The organism is Microbacterium sp. P26 (assembly GCF_023712585.1).
Taxonomy (GTDB): domain Bacteria; phylum Actinomycetota; class Actinomycetes; order Actinomycetales; family Microbacteriaceae; genus Microbacterium; species Microbacterium algihabitans_A.
In genome coordinates, this window is record NZ_JAMAXZ010000002.1 from 151,255 (window position 1) to 177,302 (window position 26,048).

The window sequence follows — 26,048 nt, forward strand, 5'->3', positions numbered from 1 at the left end:
AGTGGTGGTGGACATCAGCGGGTCAGTCCTTCAGCGAGGGGTCCGAGGGTGAGGACCGGGAAATAGGTGAGAGCCGTCACGATCACGGCCACGCCGCCGAGCAGGCCGGCGAACTGCGGGCGGTGCGTGGGCAGGGTGCCGGCGGTGGAGGGCACGGCATCCTGGGCCGCGAGCGAACCGGCGAGGGCCAGCACGAACAGGATCGGCAGGAACCGGCCGAGCAGCATCGCCACACCGAGCGCGGTGTTGAACCACGGGGTGTTGGCGGTGAGACCCGCGAAGGCCGAGCCGTTGTTGTTCGCGGCCGAGGTGAAGGCGTAGAGCACCTCGCTCAGGCCGTGGACGCCGGGGTTCCAGATCGAGGTGGTCTCGACGTCGTCGCGGATGCCGGGGATGGCGAAGCTCAACGCGGTCCCGGCGAGCACGAGGGTCGGGGTGACGAGGATGTACAGGCTCGCGAGCTTGATCTCCTTCGGCCCGATCTTCTTGCCGAGGTACTCCGGGGTGCGACCGATCAACAGTCCGCCGACGAAGACGGCGATCACGGCGAGGATCAACATGCCGTAGAGGCCCGCGCCGACACCGCCGGGGGCGACCTCGCCGAGCATCATGTTGATCATCGGCACCATGCCGCCGAGGGCCGTGTAGCTGTCGTGCATCGAGTTGACCGACCCGGTCGAGGTGAGGGTGGTCGAGGCGGCATACAGCGTCGAGCCGAAGATGCCGAAGCGCACCTCCTTGCCCTCCATCGCGCCGCCGGCGAGCATCGGAGCGGTGCCCGCGCCGGCGAACTCGGCCCAGGCCACGAACGCGTTGGAGGCGACGAAGATCGCGGCCATGACGCCGAGGACCGAGTAGCCCTGGCGGTCGTCGCCGACGATGCGGCCGAATGCGCGCGGCATCGAGAACGGGATGACCAGGAGCAGGAAGATCTCGAAGAGGTTCGTCCAGGGCGTGGGGTTCTCGAACGGGTGGGCGGCGTTGGTGTTGAAGATGCCGCCGCCGTTGGTGCCGAGCAGCTTGATGGCCTCCTGCGAGGCGACCGGGCCGCCGGGGATCGACTGCGCCGCTCCCGCCACGGTCGTAGCATCCGTGAACCCGGACAGGTTCTGGATGACGCCGCCCGCGAGCAGGACGATCGCCGCGATGACCGACATCGGCAGCAGCAGGCGGTAGGTGCCGCGCACGAGGTCGACCCAGAAGTTGCCGATCACGCCGCTGCGGCGATAGGCGAAGCCGCGCACGAGGGCGATGGCCACGGCGATGCCGACGGCCGCGCTCACGAAGTTCTGCACGGTGAGGGCGGCGAATTGCACGGTGTAGCCGAGCGTCGCCTCACCCGAGTAGGCCTGCCAGTTGGTGTTCGTGACGAACGAGACGGCCGTGTTGAACGACAGGGCCTCGCCGGGGGTGTCCAGGCCGAGCGAGAACGGCAGTACTCCCTGCAGGCGCATGATCGCGTAGACGAACACGACGCTGACGAACGAGAACAGCAGCACCGAGCGCAGGTAGGCCTGCCAGGTCTGGGCGCTGCGGGGGTCGACGCCGATGAGGCGGTAGGTGCCGCGCTCGACCGCGAGATCGCGCTCGCCGGTGTAGACGCGGGCGATGTAGTCACCGAGGGGGCGGTAAGCCAGGCCCAGGGCGACGAGGAGGGTGAGGCTGGTCAGGACGACCGACCAGATGGTGCCACTGTCCATGTCAGAACTTCTCCGGTCGGACGAGTGCCACCACGAGGTACACGACGGCGGCGACCGCGAGCACGGCGGCCAGGATCGAGAAGAAGATCACGAGCGGTCACCGCCTCGACCGGTGGTGCGGGCGGACGAGGGACGGGCCTCGGGGCCCAGCTTCTCGACCCCCTTGGCGACGAGCGCGACCAGCGCGAACAGCGCGACGGTCACGGCGAGGAAGACGACATCGAGCACGACGACTCCAGATTCGGGTCTGTACCGCGGGCGAGCCGCGGGCGCCGCGGGGCGGCACGTCTGTCGATACAACTCCGCCGGGAGCCGGCATCCGGGGCTCCTAACGCTTTCCCTACGGCTCCCTGACGGACGCATACGGAGTGCTTACGGGCTGGCTGGGCGCGCCTCCCGTCCACCCCCGTCCCCCCCCCCCGCCCCCCCCGTCCGCGAGACTGCATCTCGCTGACATCTCCGTTGCAGCCTGACGCCGAGTTGTCAGCCGGTTGCAGTCTCGGCGCCGCCTCAGGCCCCGAGCCCCGGCCGCGCCGCCGACCGCGCATGATGGAGGCATGCTCTCCTCCGACGGATCCGACGTGCGCGTGAGCGCTGCGCTCGTGATCCCGGCGGCGGAGCTGTCGTGGCGGTTCTCGCGCTCGTCGGGCCCGGGCGGTCAGGGCGTGAACACCGCCGACTCCCGGGTGGAGTTGATGTGGGATGCCGCGGCATCCGCCGTTCTGTCCGAGGTGCAGCACGAGCGCGTGCTCGAACGGCTCGGCGACCGCCTGGTCGACGGGGTGCTGACGATCGCGGCCTCGGAACACCGCGCGCAGTTGCGCAATCGCGACGCCGCGCGTGCCCGGCTCGCGGCCCTGGTCGCCGAGGCGGTTCGCCCGCCCGCCCCTCCGCGTCGCGCGACGAAGCCGACGCGCGGGTCGAAGGAGCGCCGCCTGCAGGCCAAGCAGCGCCGCACCGACGTGAAGAAGATGCGCCGGCGCCCGATCGACTGAGCAGCGGGCCGTTCCCCTCGCCGAGTGTCCACGACACCCGGATGCCGTGCGGCATCCGTCCGGGTGTTCTGGACGCTCAACGGGGTCGTCGCGGCCAGGCGGTACTCGGTCTTGTGGAGTACCGGTACTCAGTGTTACTTTGTACCGGTAGTCAGCGTGAAGGAGTAGCGAGTGGCCAAGCAAGACAGCGAGATGCTCAAGGGCGTGCTCGAGGGCGTGGTGCTCGCCGTGCTGGCGGGGCGACCCGCCTACGGGTACGAGATCACGGCCGACCTGCGCGAACGCGGGTTCGCCGACCTCGCCGAGGGCACGATCTACGCGATCCTCGTGCGCATCGAGCAGCGCGGTCTGGTCGACGTCGAGAAGGTGGCGTCCGAAAAAGGGCCGCCGCGCAAGGTCTTCACGCTCAACGACGACGGGCGGGCGCAGCTCGCCGAATTCTGGACGACCTGGAGCACGCTCGCCGACCGGCTCGAAGCGCTCCGCGAGAAGGGGAAGTGACATGGCCTGGTACGAGAAGATCATCGGCGACCTGAGCGCGAAGAAGCAGTGGCGCGAGTACCGCCAGCGCGTGCACGCCCTGCCCGAGCCCTACCGCCAGACGGCCGCGGCCCTCGAGCGATACCTGCTCAACCTCGGCCCCACCGAGAACACCGACGGCCTCATCCGCATGGTGAGCGACCTCGCCGACCTGCTCGAGCAGGCCGCCGCCGCCCAGACGCCCGTGCGCGACCTCGTGGGCGCAGACCCCGTCGTCTTCGCCGAGGAGTTCATGGCGAACTACGGCGACGGCAGCTGGATCGGCCGCGAACGCACGCGCCTCGCGCGCGCCATCGACGAGGCGTCCCGCCAGCAGGGCTGAGCCGCTCCGCCCGCACGTCCTCCGGCACCCGGTCGGCCGGAGGCGATGGCCTCGTGCGCCCTCCGACCGGACGAAACGGAAGGAACACCCATGCCTGTCATCGACACGGCCCCCGCCATCCGCGTGCGGGGCCTCGTGAAGTCCTACGGCGACGTGCACGTGCTGACGGGCGTCGATCTCGACGTCGCCCGCGGCTCGATCGTCGCCCTGCTCGGCTCCAACGGCGCCGGCAAGACCACCGCCGTCCGCATCCTCTCGACCCTCCTCGCCGCCGACGGCGGCACGGCGCAGGTCGACGGCCTCGACGTGGCGACCGAGGGAGCGCGGGTGCGCGCCGCGATCAGCCTCACGGGGCAGTTCGCGGCCGTCGACGAGGTGCTCACCGGCCGCGAGAACCTCATGCTGGTCGCCCGCCTCCGACACCTCGCCGCCCCCCGCCGCGTCGCCGACGACCTGCTCGCACGGTTCTCGTTGACGGATGCCGCCGGGCGCGCGGCATCCACCTACTCGGGCGGCATGAAGCGGCGCCTCGACATCGCGATGAGTCTCGTCGGCGACCCCTCGGTCGTCTTCCTCGACGAGCCCACCACGGGCCTCGACCCGCAGGCACGGATCGACGTGTGGGAGGCCGTGCGCGCGCTCGCCGCGGCGGGCACGACCGTGCTGCTGACCACGCAGTATCTCGAAGAAGCCGAGCACCTCGCCGACCGCATCGCGATCCTGCACGAGGGGCGCATCATCGCCGAGGGCACCCTCGCCGAACTGCGCGCGCTGTTCCCCCCGGCGACCCGCGAGTACGTCGAGAAGCAGCCGAGCCTCGAGCAAATCTTCCTCGCCATCGTCGGCCCCACCGGCGCCACCGAAGCGGAGGCATCATGACCACGCACGCCCTCACCGACACCGCCGTGCTCACCGGACGGTCGTTGCGCCACATTCTGCGCAGCCCCGACACCATCGTGACCACGGCGATCATGCCGATCGCGATGATGCTGCTGTTCGTGTTCGTGTTCGGCGGAGCGATCGACACCGGCGGAACGGCGTACGTCGACTACCTGCTGCCCGGCATTCTGCTGGTCACCGTGGCATCCGGAATCGCCTACACGGCCTACCGACTGTTCCTCGACATGAAGGGCGGCATCGTCGATCGGTTCCGCTCGATGCCGATCGCCGCCACGAGCGTGCTGTGGGGCCACGTGCTCACCTCGCTCGTCGCCAACGCGGTCTCGCTCGCCCTGGTCGTCGGGGTCGCGCTGCTGCTCGGCTTCCGGTCGGGGGCTTCGGTCACGGCGTGGCTCGGGGTGGTCGGCATCCTGATGCTCTTCACGCTCGCACTCACCTGGATCGCGGTCATCGCGGGGCTCGCGGCGAAGACGATCGACGGCGCGAGTGCCTTCAGCTACCCGCTGATCTTCCTGCCGTTCGTGAGCTCGGCGTTCGTACCGACCGCGACGATGCCCGGACCCGTGCGGTGGTTCGCCGAGAACCAGCCGGTCACCTCGATCGTCGACACGATCCGCGCCCTTCTCGCTCAGCAGCCCGTCGGCGGGCAGATCTGGATCGCGCTGGCGTGGTGCCTCGCGATCCTCATCGTGGCGGCGTCGATCGCGGTGGCCCTGTTACGCCGGACGGTCCGCTGAGGCGGGCGGGCGCCGGGGCGCGCGCCCCGTTCTGCCGCAGCCCCCCCCGCGACCCTGTTGCGTGTCCAGAACACCCGGACGTTTCTCGAAATCGTCCGGGTGTTCTGGACACTCAGGCAAGCTGAGCGCCCCGGCGGCGGCGTCGGACCCCGGATGCCGCGGAGCGGGCGCCGCGAAAAGGCCGAACGCCCCCGCCGGAGTGGCGAGGGCGTTCGGTACGGACTCAGGATGCCGGCGGCTGCGGCACCTTCTTGGACTTGTGCGCCGGCACCTCGGCGACGGGCCGGCCACTGCGCTGCTGGCCCGGCAGGGGGCGTGAGCGCCGCCCGTAGATCAGCTCCGACGAGTCGAGCAGCCAGGGCACGAGCGTGATCGAGACGCCGTGCACGAGCATGAGCTGCTGCGCCAGACGGCGTGAGCGGCGGTTGTGCAGGATCGACTCCCACCAGTGGCCCACGATGAACTGAGGCAGGTACACCGTGACGACGGCCGAGCCGTTGTTCTCGCGGTATTTCTTGATGAAGGTCGACACCGGCGAGCTGTAGGTGCGGTACGGCGAGTCGATGATGACGAGCGGGATCGGGATCTCGTGCTCCGCCCACTCCTTCTGCAACCGGGCCGCGTCTTCGTCGGTGATGGCGACGTGCACGCCCAGGGTCTTGTCGTGGTTGGCGGCGAGAGCGTAATCGATGGCCTTCATCACGGGCTTCTGCAGGCGGTTCACCAGGACGATGGCGACGTCGCCCGACGAGCCGAAGTGCACGTCGTCGTCCATCCGGATCTCGTGCTCGACGTCGCGGTAGTACCGGTTCACGCCGATCATGAGCACCGCGAGGATCGGGATCGCGATGAAGACCAGCCACGCCCCGTGGGTGAACTTGGTGATGGTCACGATGACGAGCACGAGCACGGTCATCGCGGCACCGACGGAGTTGATCCACAGACCCGAGACGGCCGAGCGGCGTTCGATCGCGGCGGACTGCTGCTTCGCGGCCTCGGGCGGAAGGTCCCTCAGCCCGCGCAGCGCGCGGCGCCAGTGCCGGACCATGCCGATCTGACCCAGCGAGAACGACACGAACACCCCGATGATGTAGAGCTGGATCAGCGTCGTGAGGTTGGCCTGGTAGACGATCAGCACGCCGATGGCGACGATGCCGAGGATGATCATGCCGTTGGAGTAGACCAGGCGGTCGCCGCGGGTGTTCAGCGCCTTGGGGGCGTAGCCGTCGCGCGCGAGCACCGATCCCAGCAGGGGGAAGCCGTTGAACGCGGTGTTGGCCGCGAGCAGCAGCACGCACGCGGTCGCGGCCTGGATGATGAAGAACGGGATGCTGCCCATGCCGAAGGTCGCGGCGGCGACCTGAGCCATGAGGCTCGGCTGCGGGTTGTTGGCGCAGTCGAAACCGACCAGGTTGCAGGGGTTCTCGGCGTAGTGCACGCCCGAGATGAGTGCCAGCGCCGTGAGGCCGACGAACAGGACGATGGCGATGCCGCCCATCATCGTGAGCGTGGTCTGGGCGTTGCGGATCTTCGGCATGCGGAACGCGGGCACGCCGTTCGACACGGCTTCGACACCGGTGAGGGCGGAACATCCGCTCGAGAACGCGCGCAGTACGAGCAGGATCAGCGCGGCTTGCGTGAGCGATTCGGCCTGCACGGCGTACTGGGCGCTCTCGGCCACGGGGGCGTTGCCCAGGAGCGTGCGCCCGAGCCCGACGACGATCATGAGGCCGACCGAGCCGATGAAGAGGTAGGTCGGGATCGCGAAGACGCCCGAGGCCTCGCGCACTCCGCGGAGGTTCACGACGACGATGAGAATGACGAACCCGACGGCGATCTCGACGCGGAAGGGATTCAATTCAGGCAACGCCGAAATGATGTTGTCGACTCCGGATGCCACCGACACGGCGACCGTGAGCACGTAGTCGACCAACAGGGCCGCGGCCACCACCACACCCGGCACCTCGCCGAGGTTCTTGCTGGCGACCTCGTAGTCGCCACCGCCCGAGGGGTAGGCCTTGATCAGCTGTCGGTAGCTCAGCACCACCACGATCAGCAGCAACACGACGGCTGCGGCGACCCACGGGCTGAGGGTCAGGAGGGCCGTTCCACCGATGAGCAGGATCATCAGGAGTTCCTGCGGGGCGTAGGCCACGGAGGACAGCGCGTCGGAGGCGAAGATGGGCAACGCCATCTTCTTCGGAAGGAGCTGCTCGTCGAGTTTCTCGGAGGTGAGGGGCTCGCCGATCAGGATGCGTTTCGCGATCGGCGTCTCTTCGCCGTCAACGCGACTTTCGTCAGTCACGGCGCGCGACACTACGCGCACTCAGGGCGTTGCGCAATCTGACGCGCAGGTCGTTCAGCCTCTGGTCGCTGGAACGTGATCAACGAATGCAACGGATGCCGTATTCCCGACATTCCAAGAATGCGATCAGCGCACGGCGGTCTCGGCGATGAATGCGGCCACGGCGTCGGCGCCGACGTGGTCGTCGGCGGAGATCGTGACGACGGCATCGCCGGCGAAGACGATGAGCTGGCCGTACGCCCCGTGCAGGCGCCACGCGTCGCCCGGTCCGTCCCACCCGCCGAGGGCGTAGCGCCGGTAGCCGTCGCCGGTGCCGCCGGTCTCGATCCAGCCCGAGTGCATGGCATCCACCGTCTCGGGCGAGACGAGGCGGCGACCGTTCCAGACGCCCCGATCCCGGATGAGCAGACCGATCCGCGCCATCTCGTCCGTCCGCAGCGCGAGCCCCTCGCCGCCGAGCACCCGCCCGTTCGGGCAGCGACGCCACGAGAGGTCGTCGAGCCCGAGGGGGACGAACAGGCGCGGACGGAGGAACTCCTCGACGTCTCCGGTGCGCTGCGAGAGCACGTGCATCGCGGTGTAGGTGCTCGCATTCGAGTACTGGAACACCCGGCCGCGCGACGGGCGCGACAAGAATTCGGCGGCGAGATCGGGCCAGTCGGTCATCATCGTCTCGGAGTACGCGAAGTCGACGCCGCTCGACATCGAGAGCAGGTGCCTCAGCGTCACGTCCGAGGTCGCGGGAACGATCCGGGCGACGGGCTCGTCGAGGTCCACGAGCCCTTCGTCGGCGGCGAGGCCCGCGGCCAGCACCGCGACGGCCTTGGCGACGGAGTGGATCTCTTCGCGTACGTCGGCCGCCCATCGGTGCGTCGCCATGTCGTCACCGACGTGCACGTGCAGGCCGTGGGCGCCGAAGCCGGTCTCGTCGATGCGGGCGACGATGTCGTCGCGGAGGGCGTCGGCGCGGGTCATGCTCCCAGGCTACGGGCGCGTCGGCAAACCGACCGGGGCGTTCGCGCCGGCTCAATAGGCTCGTCGAGTGGACTCCATCGTGCGCTCGGGCCTGCTCGCCGTCGCGGCGGGAGCGGTTGTGGCGGTGCTGGCCTTCGTGCCGTTCGTCGCGATCAGCTACCGTCGTCGCGGCGGTCTGACGCTGTGGCGCACGCTGCTGTGGGCGGGCGCGGCGGTGTCTTTCTGGGCGATCTGGACGTACACCCTCATCCCCCTGCCCGCATCGCAGGTCTACCGCTGCGCGGGGGTCAACCTGCAGCCCTTCGCCTTCGTCGATGACATCCGCTCCGCCGTCGCCGTGTCGGGGCGGTACCTGACCGACCCGGTCGTGCTGCAGGTGGCCTTGAACGTGCTGCTGTTCGCCCCTCTCGGCTTCTTCCTGCGGGTGCTCGGCGGCCGCGGCATCGTCGTCGCGGGTCTCGCGGGTTTCCTGGCGTCGGGTCTCATCGAGACGACGCAGCTCACCGGCGTGTGGGGGATCTTCCCGTGTGCCTACCGGGTTTTCGACGTCGACGACGTGATCGCCAACACCAGCGGAGCGTTGCTCGGCTCGCTCCTGGCCTTCGCCGTACCGGCGCAGCACCGGGGGGTGAAGAAGGCTCCGGATGCCGAGGAGCCCCGCCCCGTGACCCGCCGGCGGCGACTGCTCGGCATCGTCTGCGATGTCGTGGGCACCTGGCTCGTCGGCTTCGGCGTGACGACGGTGCTGCAGGCGGCGCTCGTGCTGTCGGGCCGCGACGCGGACTCGACCGCGGCATCCGGGCTGGCCATCGTCATCGGCACGGTCTGCTCGGCGGCGCTGTGGGCGGCCGTGGTGCTGGCGACCGGGCGTTCGGTCGGCGACATCGCCACGCGCGTGCGATTCACCGACGGCGTCCTGCCGGCGTGGCTCGCCCGGCCGCTGCGCTTCGTCACCGGCGCGGGAACGTACGTGCTGCTCGCGTCTCTCCCGACCCCGTGGTCGCTGACGTCGATCGTGCTCGCACTCGCCACGGTGGTCATGCTGTTCGTCTGGCGCGACGGCCGCGGCCTCACGGGCTGGATCGGGCGGCGCCGCCTGGTCGACGACCGCGCAGGGGTCGTGAGCCCGTCGGTGGACCGGGCCACATCCGCTTGATGACAATCTTTGCCATCAAGGGTAACCTCTCTTCATGGCGACGATGAACATTTCGCTCCCCGACGAGCTGCGGGCTTTCGCCGACGAGCAGGTGGCCGCCCACCTCTTCGCGTCGAGCAGCGAGTACGTGCGCGAGCTCATCCGGCGCGACCGCGACAACGCCCGGCTCCGTGACGCCGTTCTCGAGGGCATCCGCTCCGGCGACGGCTCGGAGATGGACGCCGGCTACTTCGATCGGCTGCGCGCCCGCGCCACCGAAACCCGATGACGCGCCGCGTCGGCTCTAGTCCTCTCGCGCCTCTGAAGACTGAGGCGCTCCTCAGCGGTTGCGGAACTCCTCTTCGAGCACGCCCATGAGCACCTCGTCGAAGAACCGCCCGCCGTGGAAGGCGACCTGCCGACGCACGCCCTCCCGCACGAATCCGGCCTTCTCGTAGGCGCGGATCGCGCGATCGTTGAACGCCCACACGCGCAGTTCGACCTTTCGCACCCCGAGCTCGTCGAACGCGTAGCGGAGCATCGTGCGCGTGGCATCCGTTCCGTACCCTCGACCGACAGCATCGGGACCGATGATGATCGCGAGGGTCGCGACGCGTGCGGGCAGGGTCGCGCCCCACAGGGTCGCGTGTCCGATCAGGCTGCCGGTCTCGTCGTCGATGCTGAAGCCGGCTCCGCCGGGGGAGTCGTTGCGGCTCCAGATCTGGAACATCTCACGCAGTGCCGCCTCCGGACGAACCGTCACGCTCGCCTGCTGCAGCGTGGCGGCATCGCTTCGCCGCCACCAGTCGACGAGCGGTTCGAGGTCGGCATCCGCGAGTCCCCTGAGCCGCACGCGCTCCCCTCGCAGTAGCGCGGAGCCGTAGGCAAGGGCGGAGTCGGTGTCGTGGATCGCGTCATCGGCCATGATCCGACGCTACCGAACACGCCCCGGGCCGCTACCGTTGCGGCATGAACGAGCCGTTGTCGGCCGCAGACGCCCGCATCCTGGCGCTGGAGTCCGACGTCGTGCGCGGACACGCGCTGAAGCTCCTCGTGCTCGACCCGGGCGACGCCCTCGACCTCGACGCCCTGCGCGCCAGCGTCGCCGAGAGGCTCCCCGCCTTCCCGCGCGGGCGCCAGGTGGTCGTCGACGACCGCGGTGTTCCGTCGTGGGCGGATGCCGACGAGCTCGACCTCGCGCATCACGTGCGGCAGCGCGCGGCGGCGGACCCGGCCGAACTGCGCGCGGTGGTCGGACACCTCATGTCGGAACCGCTCGATCGCTCGCGCCCGCTGTGGAGCATCGACCTCATCGGCCCGCTCGCCGACGGCCGCGAGGCCCTCGCCGTGCGGCTGCACCATGCGGTCGCCGACGGACTGACGGCCGTGCGCTTCCTCGAGAGCGTCGTCTTCGAGCCGCACGACGCGCCCGCGCATGACGTCGGCGTGCGCGACCCAGAGGCGCGGCCGACCCGCTGGAGCGAATGGGAGCGGATGCCGCAGACCCTCGCCCGCGAACTCGGTCACCCCGGTTCCCGGTCGCCGTTCGACCGGCCGATCACCGCGCGCCGCGCGCTCGCCTTCGTCGACGTGCCGCTCGCCGAGGCCCGAGCGGTCGGGGCCTCGCGCGCCGATCACGCCACCGTCAACGACGTGCTCCTCGCCGTCATCGGGGGCGCGCTGCGCCGACGGCTCCTGCATCACGGGCACACCCCGCGGCTCAACGCCCAGGTGCCGGTGAGCCTGCACGAGCGGGGGGAGGATGCCGCGGCATCCGGAAACCGCGACTCATTCATCGACCTCGACCTGCATCTGCACGAGCCCGACGACCTGCGGCGCCTCGACCTGCTCAGCGCGCAGACCCGCGAGCGCAAGCGCGGGCACGATGCCCGTTCTCTCGACGAGCTCTTCCACGCGCTCGCCGCGGCCGGTCCGGTGGGGGTCTTCGCGCGCGGGCTCGCCGACGACCCGCGGGAGTTCGCCCTCGCGATCTCGAACGTCCCCGGACCCCGGGTCGCGGTCGCCGTCGCCGGGCGACGGGTGGCGCACGTTTACACCTCGTCGGAGCCCGGCCCGCGCCACGCGCTGCGCGTCGCGGCGGTCTCGAACGATCGCTGGCTCGGCGTGGGCTTCTGCGTCGATCCGCTCGCCGTGCCCGACGTCGAGCTGCTCGCCGATGCGGCGCACGACGCGTGGGAAGCGCTGCGCGCCGGCTCGGCCTGATCTGCGGGCGCGGCTCGCGTGCACCGCGGCGGGGATCGTGACCGACATGCCGTCTCCGGATGCCGTGGCGCGGTATGACGCGGATTCGGCCCGCGGTTGTGCTCTCCCGCTCATGCGTACACCTCGCTCTCAGCGGGTGGAGGGAGAGGAAGCGATTCCCACGCTTCGACGTCGCGGGGGAGCTGTCTGTCGTGTGTGGAGAGGATCACCGCTGCCTGTGTGGCCCCCAGCGCGTCGGTGAGTTCGTCGACGAGGGCGATGGACAGATGGTTGGTGGGTTCGTCCAGCAGCAGTACGTGCGGTTTCGAGGCGAGAACCAGCGCGAGGTCCAATCGGCGTTGCTGTCCCATCGACAGCTCACCTATGCGCTTGCCTGACTCCCGCGCACGAAGGAGTCCGAGCTGAGACAGGCCTACAGCCTCGCTCGAGGAAATCTGCCGGGCGGTGACGAGTTTGTCGACATGCTCGGCGTAGACGGAGCTGGCCCGCCGATCGAGCGGCAGCGAGCTTTCCTGGCGAAGAATGCCGAGACGCACGTGCTGCGGGCGGCGAACGGTGCCCGTGTGGGGCTGAAGGTTGCCGGAGCGGTAACCCTCATACCCGTCGCCATACGTGCGCGGCCGACCGTCAGCGGTGGGATCGAGGTCGATGATCGTCTCCGCGACATCGGAGAGCAGGGCGCGATCGTGTGTCACGACGATCACCCCACCGTTGCGCGAGCGCAACCGCGAGGTCAAGAAGTCAACCAGCCCCAGGGGGGTCTGGGACACCAGCGGGTGCGCGGCCGCCACGCCTCGCACCCGACCTGTCTCGACGCCGGAGCACCGCCGCCGCGCGAGGGCGCGCGCCGAATAGGCTGGGAGAGAAGGAGTCCCATGTCGTCGAGAGCAGGGCGCGCTCAGCGCGCGGGTCGCGGTGTCGCCGCGGCCGCTGTCGCGACCTTCCTCGCCACCGTCTCGCACGGCGCGGTCGACTCCGCTCTGCCGTCCGCGATCAACATCGCCGTCGCCCTCTGCCTCGCCACCCCGGTGTGCGTGCTGCTGGCCGGGCGGGCGATGTCGTGGTGGCGTCTATCGGCGGCTGTCGCGCTCAGCCAGGCGTTGTTCCACGGCATCCTGATCCTCGATCTGCGCGGTGACGGGGCCGCCGTGAGCGGGGGCCACCATGGCACGGCCGCGGTCGTGATCGACACGGCTGCATCCACGCATGCCGTCGCGGCGCACGCCGGGCACTCGCCGTGGATGTGGGCCGCGCACGCCTTCGCCGCCGTCGTGACGATCCTGGCCCTCGGCCGGGGTGAGCGCGCCGCGCAGGCGATCGCCCGCTTCTTCATCGCCGCTCTTCTGGTTCTGCGTCCGTTCCGGGGCATCGCCGCGCACACGGATGCCGTGCGCACCGAGCCCGAGCCGCTGCTGCTGCCGCAGGCGATGACGGTGCTGTCGCCGATGAGGCACCGGGGTCCGCCGCTCGCGGCCTGACCTCGACCCCTCCTCTCGCGCGTCAAACGCCTTCTCGGCGTGCGCACTTTCAGAAAGCAGCAACCCATGTCTCGCAAGACCACTCTCCGCCGTACCCTCCTGGGCCTCACCGCGGGTGCCGCCCTCGCCGTCGCCGTGCCGCTGGCGGCCTCGGCGCACGTCACCGTCAACCCGAACACCGCCACTCCCGGCAGCTACGCCACGGTCAACTTCCGTGTTCCGACCGAGTCCGAGACGGCGTCGACCGTCAAGCTCGAGGTGACGCTGCCCACCGACACCCCCCTCAGCGCGGTGCTCGTCGAGCCCGTTCCGGGCTGGACCGCCACCGTCGAGAAGGGCGCGCTCCCCGCCCCCGTCGAGGTCGAGGGCAACACCATCACCGATGCCGCGCTGAAGATCGTGTGGCAGGCCGACCCCGGCGTGGGGATCGGGCAGGACCAGTTCCAGATGTTCTCAGCGGTGCTCGGTCCCGTGCCCGACACCGGGCACATCGTGCTGCCCGCCGAGCAGACCTACTCCGACGGAGAGGTCGTCGACTGGGCGGCGACGCCCGACCAGGTCGCGGCCGACGAGTCGCTCGAGCCGGCGCCCGTGCTCTACATCACCGACACCCCGCCCACGGGTGAGCACAGCCACGGCTCGACCGCGAGCGGCTCGACCGACCACGCGGCCGATGACATGACCGCGGCTGCCTCGACGAGCGACGACTCCTCGGGCGTGGCGCTCGGTCTGAGCATCGCGGCCCTCGTGGTCGCGGCCGTCGGCGCCGTCTTCGGCGCCCTCGCCTTCGCGCGCCGGTCGAAGCGCGCCTGATCATGGGCTCCCGGAACACGCTGCGTCGGGTTCTGGCCGGGGCGGTGGTCGTCGCAGCCGCGATGACCGCCGCCCTCGGCGGGGCCATCGCGGCCTCGGCGCACGACAGCCTCGTGTCGTCGTCGCCGGCCGAGGGCGAGAGCGTGTCGTCGCTGTCGGAGGTGTCGCTCGACTTCAGCGCCAACCTGCTCGGTTACGACGGCGGCAACATCGTCATCGTGCTCGGCCCCGACGGTCGGCACTACGAGAGCGACTGCGCGGCCCTCGCGGGTCCGAATCTCACGACCTCGGTGGCCCTCGGCGACCCCGGCGACTACTCGATCGAGTGGCGTGCCGTCTCATCCGACGGTCACCCCGTCTCGGGCGTCATCCCGTTCACGTACACCGGCGCGAGCACCTCGGCCGGTACCGACGCGTCGGTGTGCGCGAGTGCCGCGGGCGCAACCGCGGCCCCGGTCGAAGCCGCCCCGGCCTCCGACGGCGGTGCGCCCTCGGGCCTGCTGATCGGCCTCCTCGCCGGTGGCGGGGTGCTGGTGCTGGTGGTCGTGCTGATCGTCATCATCGTGCGGACGCGTCCGCGGGAGGACTGACCCGCGGCGAGGGTCCGCTCAGCGTGGGCCCGCGCGGGGTGTCGGACGAGTCTGCGGATGCCGATCGACCCGGCCGGTCTTCGACGTTCGACGTTCGCGGACCGGACGTGCGGCGCGCCGGGGTAACGGCATCCGGGATCGGTGTGTCGCCCTCCGGCCCGCACGCCCGCGAGGAGCCCCGGCCTACAGGCTCGAGCCCGACACCGAGAACGTGTCGCAGGCGTTCACCCCGCCCTGACGCCCGGTGTCGAACCACCGCTGGCGCTGCTCGCTCGAGCCGTGGGTCCAGCTCTCGGGGTTGACGACCCCGCCCGACTCGGCCTGGATGTGGTCGTCGCCGACGGCCGCGGCCGCCGCGAGGGCGTCGGTGATCTGCTGGTCGGTCGGGGGCTCGAGGTAGGGCGTGCCGGTCTCGTCGACCTGTTCGCCCGCGTTCGCCACCCACGCGCCGGCGAAGCAGTCGGCCTGCAGCTCGGTGCGCACGCCGTTGCTGTCGGGTCCGGTCCCGTTGTTCGGGTGCTGGTCCATCACGCCGATGAGGTTCTGCACGTGGTGGCCGTACTCGTGGGCGAGCACGTACAGCTGGGCGAGGGGACCTGCGGTGGTGTCGTACTGCTCGCGCAGGATCGCGAAGAAGGTGGGGTCGACGTACACCGTCTCGTCGGGCGGGCAGTAGAACGGCCCCGTGGCGTTCGAGGCCGTGCCGCACGTGGTCGAGGTCGAGCCGTCGACGATGATCAGCTGCGGAGCCCGGTACCCCTCGAGGGTGTTGCCCCAGAACTGGTCGAGGTTGAGAGATGCGGCCGCGAGTCGGCAGTCGTCGTTGCTGTTGGCATCCGCGCCCGTCTCGCAGCTGGCGACGCGTTCGCCGCCGCTCTGCGGGGCTGCCGGGGCGCCGCCTCCGCCGAGCAGACCGGTGAGGTCGGTGCCGGTGAACAGCGAGATCAGCAGCACGACGATGCCGCCGACGCCGACGGCTCCGCCGCCCACCGCGGCCACGGTGCCGCCGCGTCGCTTGGCGGTGTTGTTGCCGACGCGGGCGTTGTCGTTGAAGGTCACGGGCGTGACGCTACCCGCGGGGCGGCCCGAGAAGAGGGGGCTGGACGCGGCACGAATACCCTGTGCGCGCAGAAAGCCGGCGTCCTCGCAACCCCCCGGTGCGACGGACCCGCACGCGTACCGTCAGCCCGGAGGAGCAGCGCGGCCCCGGCGTCCGCTCCTCGCGGAGAGACATCGGAGAACGCCATGCCCCTGACACGCCGTACCTTCCTCGCCGGATCGGGAGCGCTCGCGCTGCCCTTCCTCCTCGCCAGCTGCGGGTTCGTGCAGACCGCCCCCGCCGAGAAACGTCAAGGCACCCTCACCTTCACCACGTGGGGGACGGATGCCGAGCTCGCGGGCTTCCGCGCCGCGATCGCCGCCTTCGAAGCGGCCAACGAGGGCTCGACCGTCGAGCTCAACGCCGTGCCCTACGAGCAGATGTTCACCAACATCGACGCGCAGCTGCAGGCGGGCAACCCGCCCGACATCTTCCGCGTGCCCTATTACACGTTCGGCGCGTACGCGGGTCGCGGCCAGCTGCTCGACCTGAAGCCCCTGCTGTCGGCCGACCGCCAGGGGCAGTTCACCCCGCAGGCGTGGGCTGCGGTGCAGAACGGCGACGGCACCTTCGGCCTGCCGCACCACACTGACACCTCGGCGATCCTCGTCAACCTCGACCTGTTCCGTCAGGCCGGGATCGACGCGTCCGAGATCCCGACCTCGCCCGAGAACGCCTGGACCTGGGACCAGCTCGACGCCCTTGGTGAGCGACTGCGCGCCGGACTCCCGGCCGACCGCTGGCCGTGGGCCTACAACTGGCAGGGCAACGGGGTCACCCGCTGGCTGAGCCTGCTCTTCCAGTCCGACGGTGCGTTCCTCGAGTCCGACCAGAAGACCCCGGCGATCGACTCCGATGCGGCCCGCGAGGCCGTCGAGTTCTCGAGCTCGTTCTTCACCAAGAACTACGTGCCCGCCAACAACACGATCGCCTCCTCCAGCTACGCGGCCGAGTCGTGGTTCTCGCAGTCGGTGGCGATGGTGTGGTCAGGGGCCTTCCAGATCCCGGATGCCGACACCACGGCCGACTTCGAATGGACGGCGACCTACGCGCCCCGCAACGCCCGCGCGGGCAGCGACTTCGGCGGCAACGCGCTCGTGGCGACCGCGAACACACAGCAGCCCGAGCTGGCCGCGGCGTTCCTGGAGTTCGTGACCGATGCCGATCCCATGCGCGACTTCTGCCGCGCGGCATCTCTCCTCCCCACCCGTGGCGACCTGCTCAACGACCAGCTCGAGTTCGACGTGCGGCCCGAGCTCGCCCCGGTCTTCGCCGGCCAGGCCTCGCTCGTGCAGCCGCAGGACGTCGCCCAAGTCGCGAGCCCCTCGATGTCGGCGATCATCCCGGTGCTCAAGGAGCAGCTCGACCTCGCCTTCACCGGCGCCCAAGATGCCGCGACCACGGTGACGAACCTGCAGTCGGGCATCGGAGCGGCCACCGGTGGCTGACACCGCGGTCGCCCGACCGCGCCTGTCGCGACAGGGCCGACCGGAGCGGGGGGAGCGCCTGCGCACCCGCCGCCCCGGCGCCCGTCGCGAGGCGCTCGCGGCGTACGGGTTCCTCGCGCCGAACTACCTGCTGCTGCTGGTGTTCGTGCTCGTGCCGCTGGTGGGGGCGTTCTTCGTCAGCCTGCAGCGCACCGACGGGTTCGGCGACGGCACCTTCGCGGGCCTCGACAACTACGCACGGCTCGTCGGTGACCCGCTGTTCTGGCGGGCGCTGGGCAACACCGTGCTGTTCACTCTGCTCGTGACGCCGCTGTCGATGCTGCTGGGCCTGGTCGCCGCGACGCTGCTCAACACCGCGCTGCCGGCCCGGCCGCTCTGGCGCTCGCTGCTGATCCTGCCGATGGCCGTGTCGGGCGTGGCCACCGCGCTGATCGGCGTGCTCGTGTTCGATCAGAACTCCGGCATCCTGAATCGCATCCTCACCGCCGTGGGTCTGTCGCCCGTCACGTGGCAGTCCGATCCGGTGCCCGCGTTCGCGACCATCGTGCTGGCGACGGTCTGGTGGCGCACGGGCTTCAACATGCTCATCTACCTCGCGGGGCTCCAGGGCATCGGGCCCGACCTGTACGAGGCGGCGACCCTCGACGGCGCGAACCGGTGGCAGCGCTTCCGCAACGTCACGATCCCGCTGCTCGGACCCACGTCGTTCTTCCTCGTCGTGCTGAACGTGATCTTCTCGTTCCAGGTGTTCGACATCGTGTTCGTGCTCACCGGCGGCGGACCGGGAGGCGCGACGAGCGTGCTCGTCACCTACGCCTACGAGACGGGGTTCGTCACGCGCGACCAGGGCTACGCTGCCGCGATCGGCATGGTGCTGTTCCTCTTCGCCCTCGTGTTCGCCGCGGCGCAGTACCGCGCCTCTCGCACCAAGGATGTGGTCGAGTGAGCCTCGACGAGCGCCTGGATGCCACGGCATCCGCGTCCCCCCTCGCCCCGCCCGCGGTGACCCCGGGCCGGCGTGCCCGCGACCGGTCGCGGCGGGGGAGTGCGATCGTGCGCACCCTCATCGTCGCGGTGGTCGGGCTGGCCGCCGTATCGCCGCTGTACTGGATGCTCGCCGTCGCCTTCTCGTCGCGCGCCGAGCTGCTCGGTGGGCGGGAACTGCGCCTGTGGCCGCGCGAGGTGACCTTCGAGAACTTCGAGCGCGTCTTCGCCTCGTTCCCCGTAGCGACCTGGTTCGGCAACTCGGTCGCGATCGCGGTCGTGGTGACCCTCATCTCGGTCAGCACGAGCCTGCTCGCCGGCTACGCCTTCGCGCAGCTGCGTTTCCGCGGGTCGACGGCGCTGTTCTTCCTCGCGCTCGCAACGCTCGTGCTGCCGGTGCAGGTGATCATGGTGTCGCTGTTCCGCATCGTCACCGCGGCCGGGCTGTACGGCACCTATTGGGCGGTGATCCTGCCCGTGTCGGCCTCGGCGTTCGGGCTCTTCCTCGCGCGGCAGTTCATGCTCGGCATTCCGCGCGAACTGATCGAAGCCGCCCGCCTCGACGGGGCCGGTCACGTGCAGACGTTCCTGCGGGTCGTGCTGCCGCTGTCGAAGCCGCTCATCGCGGTGCTGGTGTTCATGAGCCTGCTGTCGTCGTGGAACGACTTCGCCTGGCCCCTGATCGCCCTGCGCGAGAACCGCCTGTTCACTCTGCCGATCGGCCTGCTCTACCTGCAGGGCCAGTTCGGCAGCGACTACGGCGCCACCATGGCCTACGCGCTGCTGAACGTGGTGCCGATCGCGATCGTGTTCCTGGTGTTTCAGCGGTACTTCGTGGCGGGCTTCGCGCGCAGCGGCATCAAGTGAGGCGCTTAGGTCCCTGGGCTCTGCGAACGGTCTGGGCCCATCGAGGATGGGCTTGGCTTCGACATACTCATCGGGTGCGGTGGGCTCAGCCGTTGCGTCACACGGCGAAGTAGGGTGCCATCGGGTCCAGGTTCCCGCGCCCGTGGATGCGGGCGCCCCAACTGGAAAAGGCAGCATCGCTGACGATCTCGCTTGGGGTTCTCTGCGGCCCGCGGCCCATGCCCGCACAGTCGTGATCGGTGGTCATGAGCAGGCGACTCCATCCATGCACGCACAGCCCGGTGTCTACGCAGTTCTCCTGGGTTCGGAGTCTCGACGGGGGCCGGTGTGCTCACCGGCTGGGGCGTCGTGAAAGAGCTCGTGGCCCACGTCGCCGCGGCAGCAGACCCGTCCAACCCCAGCGCCTCCTCCACAGCCCGCGAAGATCCCGAACGATGGTGGAAGGAGCATGCTGACGGAGATCTCGGCTATGCCGCACTCCTTGAAAAGTTGGGGCCATCGGCGGCCGCGCGGCAAGGACTCCTTGCGGGATTCTTCGAGCCCCGCTCCGACGACGACGGCACCCTTGCCTTACGGCCAAGCCAAGCGCACCGCGCGATCGCGGAACTCGTTCGCCGCGGGAGTGTCAAGGTCATCGTCAACACCAACTTCGACCGACTCGACCCGTCGGCATCCGACGGATACTTCTTCACAACGATGAAGGATGTGGCACGGACTATGTGAACCAGGCGGGTTCCGGGGCCCCTTCGCGCACCGACCAGTTGATCTCGAATGATTCGCGGGGCGGATCTAGCTGGATGCTGCGATGAATGCCATGCGCGGACGCGCTGGGGTGCGGTAGGTCGCCCGAGCCAGACGCGCGCACACCCTGTGCAACTCTGCGCTCTGTTGGGTGAGCCGACCACGCAGGTTCGAAGCAAGCAAGTCAGGTGCTGAGTTGTAGGAGAGTCCCACGGGGGCGGCACCTTAGCTCTGGGTCGACTGCTGGACGTGAAACAACGATCGAGAGGTCGCCGTTCGGTGGGACGGTCTGCTTAGAGGGATCGCGATTGCCACGCGGCCAGCGCAAACCGCTCGAAAAGTATGGCATGTTTGCATGCGTTTTGCCCCATTCACTCATAGCGGAAAAAGACCCCGCGAGCCGACAAGTCGTTACCTCTTTCACCCGTTTCGGCTTAAAAATTCAACCCTCCGAGACCTGGCCGGAAGGTGCCTAAATGGATACTTTTGAGCCGGTCGCAGATGTGCTGCGAGGAAAAAGAGGGAGTCGCGTGAGTACGTTTAGGGGACCCGCTGTGATTATTACGGCGGCAATTGTCGGAGGAGCGTTATCGCTGGGTGGTGCAATTGCGGCATCCGCGGCGACTGGATCTTCTCTCTACTGCAATTCCGTATCGGCGAGCACGCCGTACAAGGCTTCGAGCGGAAAGGCCTATGCCTCCGGGAGCTGGAACTGTCCCGCCAGTGGCGGTCGGCAGGCTGTGATCGAGATTCACCACGTGTCTGGATGGTGGCACCCTTATGTGGCGGGCAATACAGTGGACGCTACATACAACGGAAGCATCTCCGCGTCCGGCTGCTACCCGTCCCAGGCGAATCAGCAAGCCGAGTACTTCAATCAAGTTCGCCTGCAAAATTCGAGCCAGACGGGTGACTGGGTCATCAGTTCGAATGGCAGCTTCCGGATTGGTTGCTAATTACGAGGCGGAGGCGCCCGCGGTTAGTATCGCTGGCGCCTCCGTCCAATATGTGCGGAGTCGACCCCCGCAAATCACAGCGATGTCTCTCGAGATTCACAATGAGGTCGTGGCGGTCGTCGGGCGAAATGGTGCAGGGAAGTCGACGTTGTTGAACGCAATCACCGGTTTAACGCCCTTGACAACCGGGTCTATTCGAATCTTCGGACATGATCCCTTCGCCAGGTCGAGCCGGCGAGATGCGATGAGACGCGTCGGGTATCTCCCTCAGGAATTTGGATTCGTGCCAAGCTTCACAGTTCAAGAGTTCGTTGAATACGGTGCTTGGCTGAAGGGCGTGAAAAGAGACCGCGTTGCAAGTATGGTCACTGCGGCCCTGGAAGAAGTAAGTCTGCTCCACGAGCGTCACACGAAGATGGGCAAGTTATCAGGGGGGATGCGTAGAAGGGCGGGTATCGCTCACTCCGTCGTGCATGGCCCGGATCTGCTCATTCTGGATGAACCAACGGCTGGACTAGATCCGGAGCAGAGGATTCGATTTCGAGAGCTGATTCGTCTTCTTGCGCCAGGCCGTGCGGTGGTCATGAGCTCCCACCTCGTTGAGGACGTGCAAGCTCTCGCGGCGAGGATCGTTGTGCTTGAGGCGGGTCAGATTGCCTTCTCGGGCACCGTCGAGGAGCTGGAGACGTTCGGTGAACTCGAAGGTGCTGGCGACAGCGCATTAGAGAAGGGTTACATCCGGGTTTTAGGCGAGGCGGGGCAACGATGAGGATCTTTCTGCTCGAACTTCGAAGGTCCCCGTTGCTGCTGGCTGCCCCAGTGATGTACGCGACGGCAGGGGTCTTCGGGCTGAGCGCCGCGTATCCGATGCTGGCGAGCTGGACAAACGTGGTTTCGACTCTCTTCTCGGCCCAATCGTTCATAGCCCCGCTGGTCGCCGGTGTCGCGTGTTGGAGTGGATTGCGCTCCAAGCGCCGGGCGCTCCAGGTTGCAGAACGAACAGCGATCAGGAGCCGCGCGTCAGTGCAACTCCTGCTGATGGCCGCGGACTCATTCTGGCTTTTGTTGGCGTCGGCCGCCATGTGTGGTGCATTCCTCATTCGAGCTGCATTCGTCGGTCTGACGGGAGTGCCGGTGTTTCCCAGCCTGGCTTACGGGGTGATCCTCCCAATCCTGTTCTGCCTGACGGGACACTTGATCGCGCTATGTCTACGGCAGTGGTTCGCTATACCCGTTGCGGTCTCCGTTCCGCTTGCCTTGTATGCCATCAACACGTTTGGCACAGGGAGCAGTGCTGTTCTGTCCTTAAATCCTCTATATCGCTTCAGTGAAAACGATCCCTACGAGCCTGTCGCAAGTTTCTACCTTGCGCAAATTCTCGTCCTCGCCGGGTATTGCGTAGCGCTTGTCGCGCTGGTCATCTTCTTCGGTCGCTCGACCCGATATCTGCGAATCGTTTTCATCTCGCTAACGGCGGCTCCGTTTCTGATATGCGGAGTAACGCTATTGCATACGCAAAGCGTCAACGCAACTGTAGCGAGGCAGCCAGCTATGATCCTCCTCACCTACAGTCGGACAGGTATGCAGATCGAGGTCATGGATCTTTATAAGCCTGTAGCGGAGGATCTGACAAGGACGTGGGGTCGAATATCGGAACTGACATCAGGGTCGTCGTTGCAGTTCACTCATCTGCGTGAAGACTTCGACCCCGTGTATGACCCGAGCAGAGTTGCGGGCCGATTCTACCGACTCGACCTAAATCCAAGATCCGCCACCGTGGCAGCTTCGTCGGTCGAAATGGCTTTTTACGATATTGCGCCGTGCTTTTCAGGTTCAGGCGGAGGCGAGGGCGACTGGTGGCTGGAGGGCTCTCTGGTAGTGCGGACGTGGTTCCAAGGGCAGGGGGAGCTGCCCAGGAGTGTTTTCACGTCGGACACCGAAATGCAGTCGGCGCTCGATTTCTTGAACCGCATGGACGGCCCCACTGCGAACAACTGGGTGATCGGGCACGCCCCGGATATTAAAGGTTGCCGATGGAGTCGAACGGACTTCGGTCTATGAGGCTATTTCTGCGAAGTCGACGCGTTTACATATTTCTGCCTCTTTGTTTTCTCTTTGAGGCGTCGCTCCTTGCCTGGGGGGAACCCTCCCTCGTTGTCCGGCATTCCGCCGATTACTACGCGGTTCCGATCGGTGTTATGGCCCAGTTTTTCGTCGCTTTCGGAGTTTCGTTCACATCTTCGTCGGAGATGGGATGGGTAGAAAGACTTGCCTTCAGGCGCATGTGGCCGCGTCGACTTGCCGTCGTGCTCCTGGCGCTCAGCGGAGTTGGACTGACTGCATCTGTAGTCTCAGTCCTCCTCGGGCCACTTGGTACCCTCGATACGTTCGCCGTTCTGCGCTCTGCCCTGGGCCTTTCCGGCCTGGGGCTCGCAGCTGCGTTTTTCCTGCCGCGAACAGCCGCGGGGCTTGTGCCTGTGGCCTTCGTGATGTTTCCTCTGGTTTTTGATTCGTCTCAGGTGCCGGGTGGTTTTGTCCTGGGATTCCTCGTGGGTGACCCTCTACGGGCATGGGCGACCGTTGCCGTGCTCTCGGGCGCGGGACTCGCCGCGGCGACCTGGGGTCAGCCAACAGCGTTGCGCCGCCTGTCACGCTCAGCACCTCGGGTGATCGCCGTTGTAAGAGAGCTATTGCCCTGAGGAGTCTCTGTGGTCGTTCGGCCGTCCGCAGGTGGGGTGGCGCGCCTCGGATTGATTGGCGCAAGGGACTCCTCCGACCCCACCGCATCGAGCGATTCTGTTCATCGCCGAGCGCCGACGGCGCCCTCGCTGACCCACCGCACCATTCGGTCAGTTGAAGGCCCCGTTCATTGCGAGATTGGTGAGCGCCGCGACTGCTGTGCTCACCGCACTCGAGACCGCTGCGATGCCCAGCTTGTCGGCGGCCTCACGTAGCCCACCTGCCCTCTTCACAATCTCTTCTGTGTCCGGCAGAGGCTTCCTGATGGCATCGTTCAGCGCGGACAGGGCGTCTTCCACTCCGGCTGTGTCGGTGCCTGCGTTGCCTGCGGCCGCTCCCACTGAATCCAGCAAAAGGAGGACATCGCTGACGCTCGCACCTATGGAGGCGGTGGCTCCGGCGCCAACAGCAGTTGGGCCTGAGGGGTGAAGGACCGTAGTCGTGTAGATGTCACCGACATGCCCGATGCGCTACTGCATCGCCGCGTCGACGTCTTCTCGCCGAGGGAGCTCCGCCTGCGGTGTGGTCATGGTGAGGTCCGCGACAACGTCTACGAGCTTCGTTCGGATCTGGCCGAGAAGGCCCGCAAATGATGTGCCCGACAGAATGTAGGACATGTTGACGATCGACTGGAATGGGCCAAGCTCCCGATCCCACACGCCCTGAGCGGCCGCGAGGCCTGCGGGCTTGAAGCGCAGTACTTTCACCTGTGCTTGTCTCGATCTCCTCGACGGGCTGAGTCATGTACAGAAGCTCGGGCACGAACTCCCGAGCGGCGGCCGGCAGCTGCCATCGCGTAATCGTTTGACCCGTCGTCCACCTGTTCCCACTAACCGAATCCACCGAAATTGGGACGCCTGGCAATTTCTATAGGCGGGGACGGATGCCTCATCCGTATACCCGTTGAGGTCTAGCCGTGCCCAGTCCCGCAAGCTGCTAGAGCCCGTTTCAGCGCCGAGCAACAAACACTTTCTTAGTAGCCCAGCGAGGGGCTCGGACTCATCTAGCGCGCGATCACGGAGAGATTGCAGGAGCGAACCGCTCATAGCTGAGGCCTGTGTCGCGTCTCCCGCGTCTCTAATGGGCGCTCCGCGCATTGGGTCGCCCGTTGGCGTGCGCTTGCTCTCTCGCTCCGATCGAGGGCTGAGGTTGTCGGCCATCGACTGGTACCGAGCCCGGCCACTTGTGAAGGTTCTGCCCTAACGGCCCGCTCGCTGACATTCGATTAGGGCCGTGAATAGGGGCGTCTCCCGCACGCCGCCTGTGATCCAGCGTGGCCGGGTCCTCAGACCAGGAACTCCCGCGCCGCCACGACGAGGTTCTCCACGCCGCGGTCGATCGTCGGCTGCATCACCGGAGCGAAGAACGGGGAGTGGTTGGTCGGGATGTCGCGCTCGATCGTGCCGCCGGCGAGGGCGTCGGCGAAGGTCTGCGGGTCGACGCCGCCCCAGAACCAGAACACCAACGGGGCGCCCGACTCGCGCGCGAACCACGACACGTCCTCGCTGCCGGTGAACATGCCGGGGTCGACGACCGAGCCCTCGCCGAATGAACGCCGGAACGCCTCGGTGAGGCGGGTCGTGGCATCCACGTCGTTGATGGTGGGCGGCAGGGTGTGGTCGGTCGTGATGACGGGTTCCTGTTCGGCTCCGGATGCCGCGGCCTCGGCCCGGATGATGCGCTCGACCTTCGTCATCACGCGCTCGCGCGCCGCGTCGTCGGGGTAGCGCAGGCTCAGCTCGAGCTTCGCCTCGGCGGGGATGATGTTGTTCTTCAGCCCCGCGTGGATCGAGCCGACGGTCACGACGGCGACGTCGCGCGGGTCAACCTCGCGCGAGACGACGGTCTGCAGGCGCATCACGGTCGCGGCCGCCATCACGATCGGGTCGATCGTGGAGTGTGGACGCGAACCGTGACCGCCGCGGCCGTAGAGCATCACGGTAAGGCCGTCGGAGGCTGCCATCTGCGTTCCCGGGCGCACGCCGATGACGCCGGCGGGCAGGGGCGTGACGTGCTGACCGAGCACGATGTCGGGCTTCGGGTACCGGTCGAGCACGCCGTCGGCGATCATCGCCTTCGAACCCGCGCCGTACTCCTCGGCGGGCTGGAAGACGGCGACGACGGTCCCCGACCACTCGTCGGTGGTCGCGACGAGTCGCTCGAGCGCGCCGATCAGCGCGGTGACGTGCATGTCGTGGCCGCACGCGTGCATCACGGGAACCGCGTTGCCGGCCGGATCGGTGCCGCGCGCCGTGCTGGCGTAGGCGAGGCCGGTCTGCTCTTCGACGGGGAGGCCGTCCATGTCGGCACGCAGCCACACGACGGGTCCGTCGCCGTTGTCGATCCTCGTGACCACACCGGTGCGGCCCACTCCCTCTTCGACCTCGAGGCCCAGGTCGGCGAGGTGGCGGGCGATGACGCCCGCCGTCCGCGTCTCCTGGAACGACAGCTCGGGGTGGGCGTGCAGGTCGGTGTAGAGGCTTTCGAGGTCGACGCTCATG

The 26,048-nt window shown here is 68.2% G+C and carries 28 protein-coding genes and 1 pseudogene; 17 read left to right on the forward strand and 12 right to left on the reverse strand.

Features of this window, described 5'->3' with window-relative positions; genetic code table 11:
* Positions 1-14 precede the first annotated feature (14 nt).
* From kdpA to M3667_RS04355, 3 genes are read right to left on the reverse strand one after another with little or no spacing between them, the layout of a single operon-like run.
* Positions 15-1,700 (reverse strand): potassium-transporting ATPase subunit KdpA, encoded by a 1,686-nt coding sequence (kdpA, locus tag M3667_RS04345; RefSeq protein WP_251505470.1) that lies wholly within the window; start codon positions 1,698-1,700, stop codon positions 15-17.
* A 1-nt stretch (position 1,701) separates the two neighbouring features.
* A complete protein-coding gene (gene kdpF / locus M3667_RS04350; RefSeq protein ID WP_074696280.1) occupies positions 1,702-1,791 on the reverse strand; it encodes a K(+)-transporting ATPase subunit F in 90 nt (29 codons plus the stop codon).
* Positions 1,788-1,928, reverse strand: coding sequence for a hypothetical protein (locus M3667_RS04355; protein ID WP_230703986.1), 141 nt, complete (start codon positions 1,926-1,928; stop codon positions 1,788-1,790). Before M3667_RS04355 ends, kdpF begins: the two co-directional genes overlap by 4 nt.
* 329 nt (positions 1,929-2,257) lie before the next feature.
* Between M3667_RS04355 and arfB the strand changes: the two genes are divergently transcribed.
* The 5 genes from arfB to M3667_RS04380 all read left to right on the forward strand — a co-directional run bounded on the left by arfB (position 2,258) and on the right by M3667_RS04380 (position 5,194).
* Complete coding sequence (arfB, locus tag M3667_RS04360; RefSeq protein ID WP_251505473.1) at positions 2,258-2,695, forward strand: alternative ribosome rescue aminoacyl-tRNA hydrolase ArfB; 438 nt, start codon at positions 2,258-2,260, stop codon at positions 2,693-2,695.
* A gap of 171 nt (positions 2,696-2,866) precedes the next feature.
* Positions 2,867-3,196: a PadR family transcriptional regulator gene (locus M3667_RS04365; RefSeq protein ID WP_308196430.1), complete on the forward strand. Its 330-nt coding sequence runs from the start codon at positions 2,867-2,869 to the stop codon at positions 3,194-3,196.
* Between the two features lies 1 nt (position 3,197).
* Entirely contained in the window at positions 3,198-3,557 is a 360-nt protein-coding gene (locus M3667_RS04370) for a DUF1048 domain-containing protein (RefSeq protein WP_251505475.1), read from the forward strand.
* Between the two features lie 90 nt (positions 3,558-3,647).
* Positions 3,648-4,436: an ABC transporter ATP-binding protein gene (locus tag M3667_RS04375; RefSeq protein WP_251505485.1), complete on the forward strand. Its 789-nt coding sequence runs from the start codon at positions 3,648-3,650 to the stop codon at positions 4,434-4,436.
* Positions 4,433-5,194 carry an ABC transporter permease gene (locus M3667_RS04380; RefSeq protein WP_251505487.1) on the forward strand — a complete coding sequence of 254 codons (762 nt, stop codon included), beginning with the start codon at positions 4,433-4,435 and terminating at the stop codon, positions 5,192-5,194. Before M3667_RS04375 ends, M3667_RS04380 begins: the two co-directional genes overlap by 4 nt.
* Before the next feature lie 223 nt (positions 5,195-5,417).
* Here the strand turns inward: M3667_RS04380 and M3667_RS04385 are convergent, their stop codons facing one another.
* Both M3667_RS04385 and M3667_RS04390 read right to left on the reverse strand, forming a co-directional pair.
* Positions 5,418-7,511 (reverse strand): APC family permease, encoded by a 2,094-nt coding sequence (locus tag M3667_RS04385; RefSeq protein ID WP_251505489.1) that lies wholly within the window; start codon positions 7,509-7,511, stop codon positions 5,418-5,420.
* 114 nt (positions 7,512-7,625) lie between these two features.
* Positions 7,626-8,474: a serine hydrolase gene (locus M3667_RS04390; protein WP_251505491.1), complete on the reverse strand. Its 849-nt coding sequence runs from the start codon at positions 8,472-8,474 to the stop codon at positions 7,626-7,628.
* 67 nt (positions 8,475-8,541) lie between these two features.
* On the opposite strand from M3667_RS04390, the gene M3667_RS04395 reads away from it, so the two are divergent.
* Positions 8,542-9,630 carry a VanZ family protein gene (locus M3667_RS04395; RefSeq protein WP_251505493.1) on the forward strand — a complete coding sequence of 363 codons (1,089 nt, stop codon included), beginning with the start codon at positions 8,542-8,544 and terminating at the stop codon, positions 9,628-9,630.
* A gap of 34 nt (positions 9,631-9,664) precedes the next feature.
* The gene (locus M3667_RS04400; protein ID WP_251505495.1) at positions 9,665-9,898 is read left to right on the forward strand and encodes a type II toxin-antitoxin system ParD family antitoxin; all 234 of its coding nucleotides are present in this window, start codon (positions 9,665-9,667) and stop codon (positions 9,896-9,898) included.
* A gap of 51 nt (positions 9,899-9,949) precedes the next feature.
* Here M3667_RS04400 and M3667_RS04405 read toward each other — a convergent pair whose 3' ends face one another.
* Positions 9,950-10,534, reverse strand: coding sequence for a GNAT family N-acetyltransferase (locus tag M3667_RS04405; RefSeq protein WP_251505497.1), 585 nt, complete (start codon positions 10,532-10,534; stop codon positions 9,950-9,952).
* Positions 10,535-10,578: 44 nt separating this feature from the next.
* On the opposite strand from M3667_RS04405, the gene M3667_RS04410 reads away from it, so the two are divergent.
* Positions 10,579-11,832: a wax ester/triacylglycerol synthase domain-containing protein gene (locus tag M3667_RS04410; protein WP_251505499.1), complete on the forward strand. Its 1,254-nt coding sequence runs from the start codon at positions 10,579-10,581 to the stop codon at positions 11,830-11,832.
* A gap of 110 nt (positions 11,833-11,942) precedes the next feature.
* Here the strand turns inward: M3667_RS04410 and M3667_RS04415 are convergent.
* Positions 11,943-12,572, reverse strand: a pseudogene (locus M3667_RS04415) (ATP-binding cassette domain-containing protein); the annotation flags it as partial.
* Between the two features lie 135 nt (positions 12,573-12,707).
* Here M3667_RS04415 and M3667_RS04420 point away from each other — a divergent pair.
* The 3 genes from M3667_RS04420 (at position 12,708) to M3667_RS04430 (ending at position 14,713) form a co-directional block, all read left to right on the forward strand.
* Positions 12,708-13,310: a hypothetical protein gene (locus tag M3667_RS04420; RefSeq protein ID WP_251505503.1), complete on the forward strand. Its 603-nt coding sequence runs from the start codon at positions 12,708-12,710 to the stop codon at positions 13,308-13,310.
* Between the two features lie 66 nt (positions 13,311-13,376).
* Positions 13,377-14,123, forward strand: coding sequence for a YcnI family protein (locus M3667_RS04425; protein ID WP_251505505.1), 747 nt, complete (start codon positions 13,377-13,379; stop codon positions 14,121-14,123).
* A 2-nt stretch (positions 14,124-14,125) separates the two neighbouring features.
* Complete coding sequence (locus tag M3667_RS04430) at positions 14,126-14,713, forward strand: copper resistance CopC family protein (protein WP_251505507.1); 588 nt, start codon at positions 14,126-14,128, stop codon at positions 14,711-14,713.
* 183 nt (positions 14,714-14,896) lie between these two features.
* Here the strand turns inward: M3667_RS04430 and M3667_RS04435 are convergent, their stop codons facing one another.
* Positions 14,897-15,772 (reverse strand): neutral zinc metallopeptidase, encoded by an 876-nt coding sequence (locus M3667_RS04435; RefSeq protein WP_251505509.1) that lies wholly within the window; start codon positions 15,770-15,772, stop codon positions 14,897-14,899.
* A gap of 186 nt (positions 15,773-15,958) precedes the next feature.
* Here M3667_RS04435 and M3667_RS04440 point away from each other — a divergent pair, with 186 nt between their 5' ends.
* From M3667_RS04440 to M3667_RS04465, 6 genes are all read left to right on the forward strand, one after another.
* Positions 15,959-17,260, forward strand: a complete 1,302-nt coding sequence (locus M3667_RS04440) for a sugar ABC transporter substrate-binding protein (RefSeq protein ID WP_251505510.1) — start codon at positions 15,959-15,961, stop codon at positions 17,258-17,260.
* A complete protein-coding gene (locus M3667_RS04445) occupies positions 17,253-18,206 on the forward strand; it encodes a carbohydrate ABC transporter permease (RefSeq protein WP_251505511.1) in 954 nt (317 codons plus the stop codon). The genes M3667_RS04440 and M3667_RS04445 overlap by 8 nt, the downstream gene beginning before the upstream one ends.
* Entirely contained in the window at positions 18,203-19,111 is a 909-nt protein-coding gene (locus M3667_RS04450) for a carbohydrate ABC transporter permease (protein WP_251505512.1), read from the forward strand. The genes M3667_RS04445 and M3667_RS04450 overlap by 4 nt, the downstream gene beginning before the upstream one ends.
* 327 nt (positions 19,112-19,438) lie before the next feature.
* The gene (locus M3667_RS04455; protein WP_251505514.1) at positions 19,439-19,834 is read left to right on the forward strand and encodes a hypothetical protein; all 396 of its coding nucleotides are present in this window, start codon (positions 19,439-19,441) and stop codon (positions 19,832-19,834) included.
* A 1,056-nt stretch (positions 19,835-20,890) separates the two neighbouring features.
* A complete protein-coding gene (locus M3667_RS04460; protein WP_251505516.1) occupies positions 20,891-21,577 on the forward strand; it encodes an ABC transporter ATP-binding protein in 687 nt (228 codons plus the stop codon).
* Entirely contained in the window at positions 21,574-22,869 is a 1,296-nt protein-coding gene (locus M3667_RS04465; protein WP_251505519.1) for a hypothetical protein, read from the forward strand. The genes M3667_RS04460 and M3667_RS04465 overlap by 4 nt, the downstream gene beginning before the upstream one ends.
* A gap of 788 nt (positions 22,870-23,657) precedes the next feature.
* On the opposite strand, the gene M3667_RS04470 is transcribed toward M3667_RS04465, so the two are convergent.
* The 4 genes from M3667_RS04470 to M3667_RS04480 all read right to left on the reverse strand — a co-directional run bounded on the left by M3667_RS04470 (position 23,658) and on the right by M3667_RS04480 (position 26,047).
* Entirely contained in the window at positions 23,658-23,846 is a 189-nt protein-coding gene (locus M3667_RS04470) for a hypothetical protein (RefSeq protein WP_251505522.1), read from the reverse strand.
* Between the two features lie 171 nt (positions 23,847-24,017).
* Entirely contained in the window at positions 24,018-24,254 is a 237-nt protein-coding gene (locus tag M3667_RS04475; RefSeq protein ID WP_251505525.1) for a hypothetical protein, read from the reverse strand.
* A gap of 33 nt (positions 24,255-24,287) precedes the next feature.
* On the reverse strand, positions 24,288-24,707 hold the full coding sequence (locus M3667_RS17110; protein WP_368859118.1) for a hypothetical protein: 420 nt from the start codon (positions 24,705-24,707) through the stop codon (positions 24,288-24,290).
* Between the two features lie 125 nt (positions 24,708-24,832).
* Entirely contained in the window at positions 24,833-26,047 is a 1,215-nt protein-coding gene (locus M3667_RS04480) for an amidohydrolase (protein WP_251505528.1), read from the reverse strand.
* Position 26,048 lies beyond the last annotated feature (1 nt).